Raw genomic sequence first — 12,846 nt, 5'->3', positions numbered from 1 at the left:
ACCAACTCCCCCGATTTGGCCTCTCACTGACTGCACAGCGGTTCTTCCTGCCCGAAGCGACCTCAAGAGGCCGTGACCATGCCCCTTTCCCGCCGCCGCTTCCTCCTCGCGGCCGTGCTGCCCATGCTGACCGTGGGCGCCTCCGGTGTCCTGTCCCTCACGTACGGCCAGCAGACCTCGGCCGAGACCGCCGACGGGAAGGGCCCGGCCGCCGCCCTGCCCGCCAGCACCACCTCCGGCACGGTCGTCCAGATCGTCGCGCACCCCGACGACGACCTGTTCTTCATGAACCCCGACCTCAGCCGCTCCCTGCTGGCCGGAATGCCCGTCACCACCGCCTACCTCACCTCCGGCGAGGCCGACGGCCGCAACGAGGCCCGCGGCGGCGAGGCCAAGGACCCGGAACAGCCCGCCGACCGCGCCCAGTACGCGGAGGCCCGGCAGAACGGCATACGGTCCGCCTACGCGGAGATGGCCACCGGCGACCGCACCGGCGCGTGGAAGCGCACGGTCATACCCACGGCCGGCGGCGGACAGGCCGAGCTCGACGTCCTCGTCGCCCGCCCACAGGTCAACCTGGTCTGGTTCCAGCTGCGCGAGGCCCGCAACCCGGCCGCGGAGAACCCCGACAGCCTGCGCGGGCTGTGGAACGGGCGGATACCGGCGCTGGAGGCGCAGCTCACCACCGGCACCCCGGTCAAGCAGCAGTTCTCGTACACCAAGGACCAGGTGGTCCGCTCGATAGCCGGGATCCTGGAGCGGTACCGGCCGACGACGATACGGATGCAGGACCCGACGCCGGGCCGGTACGCGGAGACCGGGAAGTACACCGACCACCAGGACCACATGTACGGCGCACGCTTCGCGCAGGCCGCCGCCGCCCTGTACGCCGAGCAGGTCCCGGACCGGCCGCGGTTCTCGGTCCAGAACTACCTCGGGTACCACAACGGCAGCCTCCCCCACGCGCTCGACCCGCAGACCGCCGAGACGAAGACCGGCTTCCTGAAGACGTACGCCTGGCAGGACCGGTCCGACTACTGCGGCGGCTCCCCCTCCGGCTGCGGCGACCGCAAGGTGGCGGGCAGCCCCACCGGCCGCAACTGGGCCCAGTCGCTGCGCTACGCCCGCGCCGACACCTCCTCCTGGCTCACCGAGGGCACCCCCGGCCGGCTCTGGGCCTTCGCCGTGCTGGACGGGCGGATGGGCGTCTGGAACCGCGACCGGGCCGGGGCCTGGACCGGGCCCGCCCTGCTCCCCGGCACCGGCATCGACCCCGGCGCCACCGCCGTCCGGCTCCCCGACGGCCGCGTCACGGTCCTCGCCACCCGCACCACCCTCGGGCCCGGGCCGGCCGACTACCGGCGCGAGGTGGTGTACGCGGCCCAGACCGCGCCCGACGGCCCGTTCGGGGCGTGGCAGTCACTCGGCACCCCCGAGCCGGGGGACGAGCCGGGCACCTCGGCCGTCAGCGCCCCCGCCGCGGCCGTCGACGCTGGGGGCCGGCTCACCGTCTACCTCCGCGACACCCGCCGCACCCTGCGCGCCCGCGAGCAACAGCCGTCGGGGGCCTTCACGGACTGGCAGCAGCTGGGCGGCGAAGACCTCCAGAGCGACCCGATAGCCGTCGTCGACTCCGCCGGCCGGCGCCACGTGTACGCCACCACCACCAAGTCCGCCCTGGCCTGGACGCAGCCCGCCCCCGGCGCCCCGCTAACCGGGCCGTTCCCGACGGGGCTCCCGGCCACCACGGTCCCCCTCTCGGCGGCCCCGGACGGCGCGGGCGTCCGGCTCTACTTCCGCCGGCCCGACTCCGGGGTGGTGCGCAGCGCGCTCGTCACCGCGGGCCCGGGCGCCCCGCAGGTCTCCAGCGTCTCGGAGTCCGGCGGCCGGGCCGGCTACGGCGCGGTCGGCGTCGCGGGCCGCTCGGTGACGGGCCGCGCGGACTCCGGCACCGTCGCGGCGACCACCCTGGGCGGGCCGCCCGCCTGGACGGAGTCCCGGATGCTGTACGCGGGTGCCCCCTCGGCCGTCCTCGACCCGTCCGGCACCACGACGACGGCGGTCCTGGGCCTGGACGCCCGGCTCCACACCACCACCGGCCGCCCCGCCGCCCCCGCCCCGACCTGGCACCCGGCGGTCATCCCGCCGCCCGCCTGACCCGCCGATATCCTGGGAGGAGCATCGGGGGCTTTCCCGTTCCGGAGGTCAGCACGATGATCCGGCACCGCAACCTCACGCTCCTCGCCGTCCCGCTCCTCCTCTCCCCGGCCGCCGCCCTCGCGTCCCCGGCGGCCGCGGCCCCGCTGCCGGCCGCCTCGTGCGAGCTGGTCGCCACCGGAGAGGGTGGGAGCGGCCCGTACACCCTGGTCCTGGAGGGGTTCGAGCCGAACCAGTCCGTCACGATCAAGGGCCCGCAGGGCAGCCAGCGCACCCGGGTCGGCGCCGAGGGCACCCTCGACCGGCAGGGCGCCCGCTACGGCCAGTACACCGTCACCGCCAAGGGCAAACGCACCGGCTGCCTGACCCCGCCCCGGCAGCAGCCCGACGGGGGTAAGCAGGGGAAGGTACAGGTCACGAAGGTCGAGGTGTTCACCCTCACCAAGCCGGGCACGGTCGTCGACTGCACCAAGCCGAGCAGGGCCGAGTTCGACGGCAAGATCACCGGATCGGGCAACGGCAAGGTGCCCTACTACTGGACCTACGCCTCCAGCAGCGAGCCCTACGCCTCGGGCACGGCCACCTTCGGCCCGGGCGTCGAAAGCGTCTCGCTCCTGAAGGTCGTCCCCCTCTCGCCGACGGTGAACGGCGTCTCACCGAGCGTCTTCGTCACCCTGCACGTGGGGAACATGTCGGCCCGCAGCGACCAGGTCACCCTCACCTGCGCCAAGCCCTGAAACACCTCCGGGCCCCGGGTTGACGCCCGGGGCCCGGAGGAACAGGAACGGTGCGGCCGCCGCCCTAGAGCACCGGGAGGTTCTTGCGGAGTTCGAAGGCGGTGACCTCCGAGCGGTACTCCTCCCACTCCTGCTTCTTGTTGCGCAGGAAGAAGTCGAAGACGTGCTCGCCGAGGGTCTCGGCGACCAGTTCGCTGCGTTCCATCAGGGAGATGGCCTCGCCCAGGTTCTGCGGGAGGGGTTCGATGCCCATCGCGCGGCGTTCGGCGTCGGAGAGGGCCCAGACGTCGTCGTCGGCGCCCGCCGGGAGTTCGTAGCCCTCCTCGATGCCCTTGAGGCCCGCCGCCAGGAGGACGGCGTACGTGAGGTACGGGTTGGCGCCCGAGTCGATCGAGCGGACCTCCACCCGGGAGGAACCGGTCTTGCCCGGCTTGTACATCGGGACGCGGATCAGGGCCGAGCGGTTGTTGTGGCCCCAGCAGATGTACGAGGGGGCCTCGCCGCCGGAGCCGGCGGTGCGGGAGGAGCCGCCCCAGATGCGCTTGTAGGAGTTGACCCACTGGTTGGTGACCGCGGCCGTCTCCGCGGCGTGGCGCAGGAGGCCCGCGATGAAGGAGCGGCCGACCTTCGAGAGCTGGTACTCGGCGCCCGACTCGTAGAAGGCGTTGCGGTCGCCCTCGAAGAGGGACAGGTGGGTGTGCATGCCGGAGCCCGGGTACTCGGAGAAGGGCTTCGGCATGAAGGTGGCCTGGACGCCCTGTTCGAGGGCGACCTGCTTCATGACCAGGCGGAACGTCATGATGTTGTCGGCCGTCGAGAGGGCGTCGGCGTAGCGGAGGTCGATCTCCTGCTGGCCCGGGGCGCCCTCGTGGTGGCTGAACTCCACGGAGATGCCCATGGATTCGAGCATGGTGATCGCCTGGCGGCGGAAGTCCATGCCCACGTTCTGCGGAGTGTGGTCGAAGTAGCCGGAGTTGTCGGCGGGGACGGGGCGGGTGCCGTCGAGGGGCTTGTCCTTCAGCAGGAAGAACTCGATCTCCGGGTGGGTGTAGAAGGTGAAGCCCAGGTCGGAGGTCTTGGCCAGGATGCGCTTGAGGACGTAGCGCGGGTCCGCGAAGGACGGGGAGCCGTCCGGCATCAGGATGTCGCAGAACATCCGGGCCGTCCCGGGTGCCTCGGCGCGCCACGGCAGTATCTGGAAGGTCCCCGGGTCCGGCTTGGCGATCATGTCGGACTCGTAGACCCGGGCGAAGCCCTCGATCGCGGAGCCGTCGAAGCCGATGCCCTCGTCGAAGGCCTGCTCCAGCTCGGCGGGGGCGACCGCGACGGACTTCAGGAAGCCCAGCACATCGGTGAACCACAGGCGCACGAAGCGGATGTCGCGCTCCTCGAGCGTCCGGAGGACGAATTCCTGCTGCTTGTCCATGCCTTCATCCTCGCAGTTCAGACGATCTGTGCACCACCACCCCAAAGGGACGGGGGGCGCAGCCGGGCCCGTCCAGTATCGCCAGTGGTGGTTTCCGCCACATTACGCACCCCCGAAGGCCGATGGCACCCCCGCTCTGACCCAGGGCCCGTCATGAGCATTACCATCAGCGCCCATGGGGGGCTGGGAGCACACGCGGAGCGGACGCCACGGGCGCCCCTTCCGGCGTGCCGTCCTCGTGCTGCTGGTCGCGGCCGGGGTGGCGGCCGGCATGGCCTTCCTGTGCGTGCGGCCGGCGGCGGAACCCGGACGGGTGCACGCCGGACACGGAGCGCACGCCACCTGCGTGTCCCCGTACGACCCTCCGGGCTGCTCCCCCCTCTCCCATGTGACCCCCGCCGTGCTGCCCGCCCCGCCGCCCGCCGCGGCCCTGCCCGGGAGCGGCCCGGCACCCGCCGCCCGCCCGGGCGCGGCCCAGGGGCCGGTGCGGCCGCCCGGCACCCTCGCGCGCGCCCCCGGCCTGCACGTCCTGCAAGTGCTGCGGACCTGAGCGCTCCGGCGCACCGCACGGCATCACGGCACCATCCCCACACCCCCCTCAGCAGAAGGATCAAGGGCACATGGCCAGCAGGACGTCACAGCAGAACTCCCGCCAGCAGCGCATAGCCGAGATGCGCCGCGCCGAGCAGTCGCGCGAGCGGCGCAACAAGTTCCTCGCGATCGGCATCTCCACGGCGATCGTCGCCGGACTCGTCGGTTTCGGGGCCTGGGTGCTGATGGACCAGAAGCAGAAGGAGAAGGACGAGGAGGCGGCCCGCAAGGCCCCCGTCTCGGGCGAGCAGACCTGGGACGCGAAGAAGCTCGGCCGCAACCACGTCGAGACGCCGGTCAAGTACGAGATGAACCCGCCCGTCGGCGGTGACCACCACCCGCGGTGGATGAACTGCAACGGCGACGTCTACAAGAACGCGGTCCCCGAGGTGAACGCCGTGCACTCGCTGGAGCACGGCGCGGTCTGGGTGACGTACAACGACAAGGCCGACAAGGCCGAGGTCGACAAGCTCGCGGCGAAGGTCGGCAAGACCCCCTACACGCTGCTGAGCCCCGTCAAGGAGCAGACCGGGGCGATCATGCTCAGCGCCTGGGGCAAGCAGCTGACGGTGGACAAGGCGGACGACCCCCGCGTGGCGCAGTTCTTCACCAAGTACGTGCAGGGCCCGCAGACCCCCGAGCCGGGCGCGGCCTGCACCAACGGGCTGGGCGAGAAGTGACCCGTACGTACTGGGCGGCGGGCGCGGCGGTCGTGCTGGCCGTGCTGTTCGCGGTGGGGGCCACGGTCGCCACCGCGAACGGCCCGGACGGCCGCGGCGAGCGCGCCGCGCCGGCCGCGCCCGCCCTGTACTCGCCGGACGCCGGCTTCGCCCGGGACATGGCGGTGCACCACCAGCAGGCGGTGGAGATGTCCTTCATCGTCCGCGACCGCACCCAGGACGAGCCGGTGCGCGGGCTCGCGTACGACATCGCGAACACGCAGGCCAACCAGCGCGGGATGCTGCTGGGCTGGCTGGACCTGTGGGGGCTGCCGAAGGTGGTGGCCGACGAGCCGCCGATGTCCTGGATGCAGGCCGGCGAGGGGCACGGCGGCCACGCGGGGCACGGCGCCGCCAAGCCCGGGGCTCTGATGCCGGGCATGGCCACCAAGGAGGAGCTGGAGCGGCTCGGCGCGGCGAACGGCCGGGACGCCGAGGTGCTGTACCTCCAGCTGATGACCGACCACCACAAGGGCGGCGTCGCGATGGCCGAGGGCTGTGCCCGCCAGTGCGCCACCCCGGCGGAGAAGGCGCTCGCGCAGGGCATGGTCGAGGCGCAGCAGTCGGAGCTGAAGCTGATGGAGGACATGCTCCGCCAGCGGGGGGCCGCGCCGCGTCAGGCCTGAGCCGTCCGCAGGACCGCCCGGGCCACCTGGTGCGGGCGGTCGAGCATGACCAGGTGCCCGGCCGGTGCGGCGACCTCGAAGCGGGCGCCGAGCGCGTCGGCCAGGGCCGCCTGGCGGCCGAGCCAGCGCGGGGCGGGGCCGCCGGGCGGCCCGTCGTGGCCGGCCAGGACGGTGGCGGGGGCCTTCAGCGGGTGCTCCGCGCGCAGGGCGAGCAGCTCGGCGGCGGTGTCCGGGTAGCGGGAGTTCTCCAGGAGGGCCCCGCGCCAGACCCGGCCCGTGCGGTAGCAGCGGCGTACGAGGTCCCGCGCGGCCGGGTCCGCGGCCCGGCCGGCCCGGGAGGCGCGTACGGCCGCGCCCCGCAGCGCGGGCCCCAGCGCGGCGGGCAGCCCGGCGGCGGTGACGGCCCGGCCGAGGGCGCGTGCGGCGCCGGTGCGCAGCGCGGCGGGGAGCAGCGCGCGGGGGGCCTCCTCCACGCTGGAGTCAACCAGCACCAGGGCGGCGGTGCGCTCCGGGTACAGGCGGGCGAAGGCCTCGGCGTGGAACCCGGCGATGGAGTGCCCGACGACGGTGACGGGGGCGGTGCCCGGCCCCGGCGTGCCCGGCCCCAGCGCGTCCAGCAGCCCGGCGATCCGGTGGGCCTCGGCGGCGGCGCCGGACGGCGCGTCGGCGGGGGCGCTGAGGCCGTGCCCGGGGCGGTCGAAGCGGATCACGGTGCGGCCCCGGGCCACGAGCAGGGCCGCGACGGGGTCCCAGTCGAACCAGGCCATGGCGAGCCCGGCGCTCAGCACCACCGGGGGCCCCGCGCCCTCGACGACCACGTGCAGCGGGACGCCGTCCACGCGGACGAAGCGGGTGTTCACGTACGGCCCTCCTTGTGGACGGAGCGGGCCAGCAGCCCCAGCCAGAGCGCGACCAGCAGCACCTGGAGCCGCTGCCCCGCCCCGAGCGCCCAGGTGCCGTGCCCGGCGGTGAACAGGGCGATGGCGGTCAGGGTCCAGGCGGTGGCGAGGAACTCCAGCAGGACGAGGGCGGGACCGTAGCGGGCCAGGGGCGCGTGCCGCCGGTAGCGGCGGGCGGCGACGGTGAGGGCCACTATCCCGATGAGGGCGCCGGTCATGGCGAGGCTGCTGCTGACGGCGTGGGCCTGGTGGGTGGCCGGGACGAGGCCGGCGGTCTCGCGGGCGGCGCACTCCGGGTCGGCGGTCGGCTGGCAGCTGAGCGGCAGCCACGCGTCTGCGGCGGTGGCCGCGCCGAAGAGGGTGACCCCGGCCCAGCCCGTGACGGCCCAGAAGCCGCGGGACCCGGGGTGGCGGACCAGGCGGGCCAGGGCGAGCAGCCCGCCGAGGAAGACGAGCAGGCCGGCGGTGAAGTCGGTGGCCCGGAAGAGTCCGCCGAGGGGCTGGTCCTGGGCGGCGAGCTCGCTGACGTAGGTCTCGATGGGGTTCAGGCCGGTGGAGAGGACGACTTCGAGCACCCAGGCGGTGTAGGCGGCCGCGCCGAGACCGACGAGGAGGGCGACGGGCCAGGTGGTGGGGGGTGGGGCTCCTTCGGGGCGGTACGGGTGGTTCGGGCGTTCTGTACGCATGGTGTGAATGATCCTCAGCAGATCCGGCGTCGGCGTGCGGCACCCCCGGGCGGCGCGGCCGCTGGGGATCGCCGGGATGCGCGTCCTGGGCCATCCGGCCGAATCCCCACGCTGGAAACGTGCGCACCCGCCACCGCGTTCCCCGCGGTCGTGGTCCCGACCGCCCGACCCGCGGCTCCCGCCCACGTCCGACACCGACGCGCGGGCTGCCGCGTTCCCGGGGCGCCGGGCGGATCACGGCCGGACGGCCCGGGTGCCCGGCGGATCACGGCCGGACGGCCCGTGGCCCGGCGGATGGACGGCCGGACGGCCCGGGCTCTGGCACATGGCCGGGACGGACGCGCCCGCTGCCGCGTTCCCGGGGGCCTGGCGGATCGCGGCCGGACGGGCCCGGGGGTGCCCGGCGAATCCGGCCGGACGGCCCTGAGGGCCCGGATCCCTGGGGTCCCGGCGAATCCGGCCGGACGGCCCTGAGGGCCCGGCGGATCACGGCCGGACGGACCGGGGTGCCCGGCCACCGCCGGGACGTGCCCGAGGTGCCCCGCCGGGGTCCGGGCGGCCGGGGCCGGCCTGGGTGGAGGTCCTGATTCCGGCACATCGGCCGATACCGTTCGCCGGTGCGGGGGCCGGGGCCGAAACGGCTTGGAGGGGGCCGGGGGGCATGGCAGTCTGCCCGCATCGTCCGTACACCGCGTTCCCGCCCCGTACGCCGCACACTCCAAGGACGCCGCCAGGTATGAGCACGCCCCCGAACCCGCCCGGGACCCCGTCCGGTCCGCCGCCCGAGCCCGAGGCCACGCCCATACCGGAGGCGGCGAAGCCGTCCCTGGAGAAGCTCCCGCCCGCGGACGCCCCGGCGCCCGCGGCCCCGGCACCCGAGCCGGAGAAGCCGTCGCTGACCAAGACCCCGCACGACGCAACCGCGCCGACCGAGCCCGCCGCCCCCGCGACCGCGGCCCCGGCACCCGAGCCGGAGAAGCCGTCGCTGACCAAGACCCCGCACGACGCGACCGCGCCGACGGAGCACGCCGCCCCTCCCGGACCGGCGCCGGTCGCCGGCCCGGCCCCGGCACCCGCCCCGCAGGCGCAGGCGCCGGGCGGCGGGGCGTTCAACCCCTGGGCGAGCCCCGCCCCCGGGGCCGTCCCGCCGCCCCCGCCGCCCGCCGCCGGGTGGGGGCCGCCCGGGCAGCCCCCGACGGCGCCCTACGGCGCGTGGCCCGGATACCCCGCGTACCAGCCCGTGCCCCCGGCGCCGTCCAACGGGATGGCCGTCGCCGCGCTGGTGCTGGGTCTGGCGGCGGTGCCCGTCGCCCTCGTGCCGTTCGTGTTCTGGATCGGCACGCTCCTCGGCGTGACCGCCGTCGCCCTCGGCATCGCCGCCCTCGTGCGTGCCCGGGCCGGCGCCCCGCGCAAGGTGATGTCCCTCTTCGGCGTCGCCCTCGGCGTCCTCGGGCTCGGCGCGAGCGTCGGCGGCTGGCTCTTCACCGTGTCCCTCGTCGACAAGGCCGTCGACCGCGCCCGCCACGCCGCCGCGGTCGATCCCGACTGGGACGAGGACTGGGAGGACGACGGGGACTGGGAGGACGGCGAGGACTGGGAGGTGGACCCGCACCCCACCCCGCCGCCCGGCCCCGGCATGACCACCCCGCTCGAATTCGGCCGTACGTACACGTACCCCAACGGCGTCAAGGTGACCGTCGAGGCGCCCCGGAAGTACACCAGCGGCAGCAAGTGGATCGAGGTGGTCAACGCCGTCGAGGTGCCCTTCACCATCACCAACACCTCCAACGAGCCCCTCCGCGTCGTCCACGCGATCCCCGAGGTCCGCGACGGCAGGGGCCCCGCCGGCAAGCTCGTCTTCGACGGCCGGATGCCCAAGCGCGTCGACCGGGTGCTCGAACCCGGCCAGACGGCCTCCGGCAGTGCCGCGTACGAGCTGCCCGGCGGCACCACGAACATCGGCGTGGAGCTGTCCCCCGCCGTCATGCTGGCCCCGGTGAAGTTCAGCGGCCCCGTCAGCCAGGCGCCTGCCCGCCCCTGAACCGCCCGTCGGACCACCCCGAACCGCCCGGAACGGCCGGGGCCCAGGACATCGCGTCAGAAAGACGATTAGACTGGGCCCCGTGCCTCAACTTCGCCTCGCTCTGAATCAGATCGACTCGCAGGTCGGCAACATCGCCGCCAACTCCGACTCGGTCGTGCACTGGACGCGGCACTCCGCCGAGCAGGGCGCCCACCTGGTGGCGTTCCCGGAGATGACGCTGACGGGCTACCCCGTCGAGGACCTGGCCCTGCGGGCGTCCTTCGTCGACGCCTCCCGTACCGCGCTGACCGCGCTGGCCCGGCGGCTGGCGGACGAGGGGCTCGGCGGGCTCCCCGTCGTGGTCGGCTACCTCGACCGCAGCGAGCGGGCCGCCCCCCGGCTCGGCCTGCCCGCCGGCTCCCCGGAGAACGCCGCCGCCGTGCTGTACGGCGGCGAGGTCGTGCTGCGGTTCGCCAAGCACCACCTGCCCAACTACGGCGTGTTCGACGAGTTCCGGTACTTCGTGCCCGGCGACACCCAGCCCGTCGTCCGGGTCCACGGCGTCGACGTGGCCCTCGCCATCTGCGAGGACCTCTGGCAGGAGGGCGGCCGCGTCCCCGCCACCCGCTCCGCCGGGGCCGGCCTGCTGATCTCCGTCAACGCGTCCCCGTACGAGCGCAACAAGGACGACGTACGCCTCGAACTGGTCCGCAAGCGCGCCAAGGAGGCCGGCTGCACCCTCGCCTACCTGGCGATGATCGGCGGCCAGGACGAGCTGGTCTTCGACGGCGACTCGATCGTCGTCGACGCCACCGGCGAGGTCGTCGTCCGCGCCCCGCAGTTCTCCGAGGGCTGCGTCCTGGTCGACCTGGACCTCCCGGCCGCGCGCCCCGACGCCCCCGAGGGCGTCGTCGACGACGGCCTGCGCATCGACCGCGTGATCCTCTCCGAGGAGCCGCTGGAGGCGTACGAGCCGGTCGTGACCGGCGGCTACGCCGAGCGGCTGGACGACGACGAGGAGGTCTACGACGCGCTGGTGGTGGGGCTGCGCGCGTACGTCCGCAAGAACGGCTTCCGCTCCGTCCTGATCGGGCTCTCCGGGGGCATCGACTCGGCGCTCGTCGCGGCCATCGCCTGCGACGCGGTCGGCGCGCAGAACGTGTACGGCATCGCCATGCCCTCGAAGTACTCCTCGGAGCACTCCGAGGGCGACGCCGCCGATCTGGCGGCGCGGACGGGGCTGAACTTCCGCACCGTCCCGATCGCGCCGATGTTCGACGCCTACATGGGATCGCTGGGCCTGACCGGCCTGGCCGAGGAGAACCTCCAGTCCCGGCTGCGCGGCACCATGCTGATGGCGGTGTCCAACCAGGAGGGCCACATCGTGCTGGCGCCGGGCAACAAGTCCGAGCTGGCCGTCGGCTACTCCACCCTGTACGGGGACTCGGTCGGTGCCTACGGGCCGATCAAGGACGTGTACAAGAGCGACGTCTTCCGGCTCGCCCGCTACCGCAACCGGGCCGCCGAGGAGCGGGGCGAGACCCCGCCCATCCCGGAGAACTCGATCGTGAAGCCGCCGAGCGCCGAGCTGCGCCCGGGGCAGGTGGACACGGACTCGTTGCCGGACTATCCGGTGCTCGACGCGATCCTCGACCGGTACGTGGACCGGGACCAGGGCCTGGAGGAGATCGTCGCGGCCGGCTTCGACCGGGAGCTCGTCGCGAAGACGCTGCGGATGGTGGACACGGCGGAGTACAAGCGCCGCCAGTACCCGCCGGGCACCAAGATCTCCGCGAAGGGCTTCGGCAAGGACCGCCGGCTGCCCATCACCAACGGCTGGCGCGAGGGCCCGTAGACCGTACGGGGCCGCCCGCCACCGGGGCCGTCCGCCACCGGGGCGGCCGGCCCCGGCGGCGGACGCCCCGCAGCCGCGCCGCCTACTTGCGCACGCTCAGCCGGGCCGCGACCGGCAGGTGGTCGCTGCCCGTGCGCGGCAGGGTCCAGGAGGCCTCCGGCTTCGCCCCGCGGACCATGATCTGGTCGATGCGGGCCATCGGGAACTGCGCGGGCCAGCTGAAGCCGAAGCCGTTGCCGGCGGCGCCCTGCGTGGAGCGCATCTGCGAGGTGACCTCGGACAGGGAGCGGTCGTTCATGGTGCCGTTGAGGTCGCCGAGCAGGATGACGTTCTTCAGCGGTTCGGCGGCGAGGGCCGCGCCGAGCGCGTCGGCGCTGTTGTCGCGCTGGTTGGCGGTGAAGCCGGCGTTGAGCTTGACGCGGACCGAGGGCAGGTGGGCGACGTACACGCCGATCTCGCCGAAGGGGCTCGCGACGGTGGTGCGCATGGCGCGGGTCCAGCCGAGCCGGATGTCCACGGGCTTGCTGGAGGTCAGCGGGTACTTGCTCCACACGCCGACCGTGCCCTCGACCGCGTGGTACTTGTACGTGCCTTCGAGGGCCTTCTCGTAGACGGGGACGGCGCCCGCCTTGAGCTCGGTCAGGGCCAGGACGTCCGCCTTCGACTTGGCGACCGCCTCGGCGGTGCCCTTCGGGTCCGGGTTGTCGGCGTCCACGTTGTGGGTGGCGACGGTCAGGTTGCCGCCGGAGCCCGACTTGTCGGTGACCAGGCCGCCGAAGAGGTTCACCCAGACCGCGGCCGTCAGCAGTATCGCGATCAGGGCGGTCGCGGACTTGCGGACCACGGCGATGGCCAGCAGCACCGGTACGAACACGCCCAGCCAGGGCAGGAAGGTCTCGGTGAGACTGCCGAGGTTGCCGACGTCGTTGGACAGCTCCGCGTGGAAGATCATGATCAGCGAGATCAGCGCCGCGAACCCGGCGGTGACGGTCCCGCGCTTCCAGATGCCCCGGTCACGGCGTAGCTCGGCGAGCCGGCGCTTCAGTCCGGATCCGGAGGGCCCGGGCTCGGAGCCGCCGTTCCCCGTCTCCGTCATGTACGCCTGTGCCATGCCCATTCCTCGCTGC

11 protein-coding genes are annotated in these 12,846 nt (G+C 74.1%); 7 read left to right on the top strand and 4 right to left on the bottom strand.

Going from position 1 to position 12,846, the window contains the following annotated elements; all coding sequences use genetic code 11:
- Nucleotides 1–78: 78 nt before the first annotated feature.
- Together ABD973_RS22800 and ABD973_RS22795 are read left to right on the top strand one after the other, a co-directional pair.
- A complete protein-coding gene (locus tag ABD973_RS22800) occupies nucleotides 79–2,157 on the top strand; it encodes a PIG-L family deacetylase (RefSeq protein WP_345501802.1) in 2,079 nt (692 codons plus the stop codon).
- Between the two features lie 56 nt (nucleotides 2,158–2,213).
- On the top strand, nucleotides 2,214–2,894 hold the full coding sequence (locus ABD973_RS22795; RefSeq protein WP_125820957.1) for a hypothetical protein: 681 nt from the start codon (nucleotides 2,214–2,216) through the stop codon (nucleotides 2,892–2,894).
- Nucleotides 2,895–2,958: 64 nt separating this feature from the next.
- Here the strand turns inward: ABD973_RS22795 and ABD973_RS22790 are convergent, their stop codons facing one another.
- Nucleotides 2,959–4,320: a glutamine synthetase family protein gene (locus tag ABD973_RS22790; RefSeq protein ID WP_007263785.1), complete on the bottom strand. Its 1,362-nt coding sequence runs from the start codon at nucleotides 4,318–4,320 to the stop codon at nucleotides 2,959–2,961.
- Between the two features lie 175 nt (nucleotides 4,321–4,495).
- On the opposite strand from ABD973_RS22790, the gene ABD973_RS22785 reads away from it, so the two are divergent.
- The 3 genes from ABD973_RS22785 to ABD973_RS22775 all read left to right on the top strand — a co-directional run bounded on the left by ABD973_RS22785 (nucleotide 4,496) and on the right by ABD973_RS22775 (nucleotide 6,256).
- Nucleotides 4,496–4,870 carry a hypothetical protein gene (locus ABD973_RS22785; RefSeq protein ID WP_125820958.1) on the top strand — a complete coding sequence of 125 codons (375 nt, stop codon included), beginning with the start codon at nucleotides 4,496–4,498 and terminating at the stop codon, nucleotides 4,868–4,870.
- Nucleotides 4,871–4,940: 70 nt separating this feature from the next.
- Complete coding sequence (locus ABD973_RS22780) at nucleotides 4,941–5,591, top strand: thioredoxin-like domain-containing protein (RefSeq protein ID WP_125604828.1); 651 nt, start codon at nucleotides 4,941–4,943, stop codon at nucleotides 5,589–5,591.
- The gene (locus ABD973_RS22775) at nucleotides 5,588–6,256 is read left to right on the top strand and encodes a DUF305 domain-containing protein (protein WP_125604830.1); all 669 of its coding nucleotides are present in this window, start codon (nucleotides 5,588–5,590) and stop codon (nucleotides 6,254–6,256) included. The genes ABD973_RS22780 and ABD973_RS22775 overlap by 4 nt, the downstream gene beginning before the upstream one ends.
- Here the strand turns inward: ABD973_RS22775 and ABD973_RS22770 are convergent.
- Both ABD973_RS22770 and ABD973_RS22765 read right to left on the bottom strand, forming a co-directional pair.
- On the bottom strand, nucleotides 6,247–7,116 hold the full coding sequence (locus ABD973_RS22770) for an alpha/beta fold hydrolase (RefSeq protein WP_345501798.1): 870 nt from the start codon (nucleotides 7,114–7,116) through the stop codon (nucleotides 6,247–6,249). The two genes, ABD973_RS22775 and ABD973_RS22770, sit on opposite strands and share 10 nt — an antisense overlap.
- Nucleotides 7,113–7,841: a DUF998 domain-containing protein gene (locus ABD973_RS22765; RefSeq protein ID WP_125820959.1), complete on the bottom strand. Its 729-nt coding sequence runs from the start codon at nucleotides 7,839–7,841 to the stop codon at nucleotides 7,113–7,115. Before ABD973_RS22765 ends, ABD973_RS22770 begins: the two co-directional genes overlap by 4 nt.
- Nucleotides 7,842–8,577: 736 nt before the next feature.
- Here ABD973_RS22765 and ABD973_RS22760 point away from each other — a divergent pair.
- The gene (locus ABD973_RS22760; protein ID WP_345501796.1) at nucleotides 8,578–9,882 is read left to right on the top strand and encodes a DUF4190 domain-containing protein; all 1,305 of its coding nucleotides are present in this window, start codon (nucleotides 8,578–8,580) and stop codon (nucleotides 9,880–9,882) included.
- A gap of 82 nt (nucleotides 9,883–9,964) precedes the next feature.
- Nucleotides 9,965–11,719: an NAD+ synthase gene (locus ABD973_RS22755; RefSeq protein ID WP_345501794.1), complete on the top strand. Its 1,755-nt coding sequence runs from the start codon at nucleotides 9,965–9,967 to the stop codon at nucleotides 11,717–11,719.
- An 82-nt stretch (nucleotides 11,720–11,801) separates the two neighbouring features.
- Here ABD973_RS22755 and ABD973_RS22750 read toward each other — a convergent pair whose 3' ends face one another.
- Nucleotides 11,802–12,830, bottom strand: coding sequence for an endonuclease/exonuclease/phosphatase family protein (locus tag ABD973_RS22750; protein ID WP_125602964.1), 1,029 nt, complete (start codon nucleotides 12,828–12,830; stop codon nucleotides 11,802–11,804).
- Nucleotides 12,831–12,846 lie beyond the last annotated feature (16 nt).

Source organism: Streptomyces racemochromogenes (genome assembly GCF_039535215.1).
GTDB classification, from domain to species: domain Bacteria; phylum Actinomycetota; class Actinomycetes; order Streptomycetales; family Streptomycetaceae; genus Streptomyces; species Streptomyces racemochromogenes.
This window is presented reverse-complemented; position numbering and strand designations above follow the sequence as displayed.

What these genes read in the sequence shown, in the direction of transcription:
- ABD973_RS22765 (WP_125820959.1), bottom strand. Translation starts at nt 7,841, where the DNA reads ATGCGTACAGAACGCCCGAACCACCCGTACCGCCCCGAAGGAGCCCCA.
- ABD973_RS22780 (WP_125604828.1), top strand. Translation starts at nt 4,941, where the DNA reads ATGGCCAGCAGGACGTCACAGCAGAACTCCCGCCAGCAGCGCATAGCC.
- ABD973_RS22795 (WP_125820957.1), top strand. Translation starts at nt 2,214, where the DNA reads ATGATCCGGCACCGCAACCTCACGCTCCTCGCCGTCCCGCTCCTCCTC.
- ABD973_RS22790 (WP_007263785.1), bottom strand. Translation starts at nt 4,320, where the DNA reads ATGGACAAGCAGCAGGAATTCGTCCTCCGGACGCTCGAGGAGCGCGAC.
- ABD973_RS22760 (WP_345501796.1), top strand. Translation starts at nt 8,578, where the DNA reads ATGAGCACGCCCCCGAACCCGCCCGGGACCCCGTCCGGTCCGCCGCCC.
- ABD973_RS22785 (WP_125820958.1), top strand. Translation starts at nt 4,496, where the DNA reads ATGGGGGGCTGGGAGCACACGCGGAGCGGACGCCACGGGCGCCCCTTC.
- ABD973_RS22750 (WP_125602964.1), bottom strand. Translation starts at nt 12,830, where the DNA reads ATGGCACAGGCGTACATGACGGAGACGGGGAACGGCGGCTCCGAGCCC.
- ABD973_RS22800 (WP_345501802.1), top strand. Translation starts at nt 79, where the DNA reads ATGCCCCTTTCCCGCCGCCGCTTCCTCCTCGCGGCCGTGCTGCCCATG.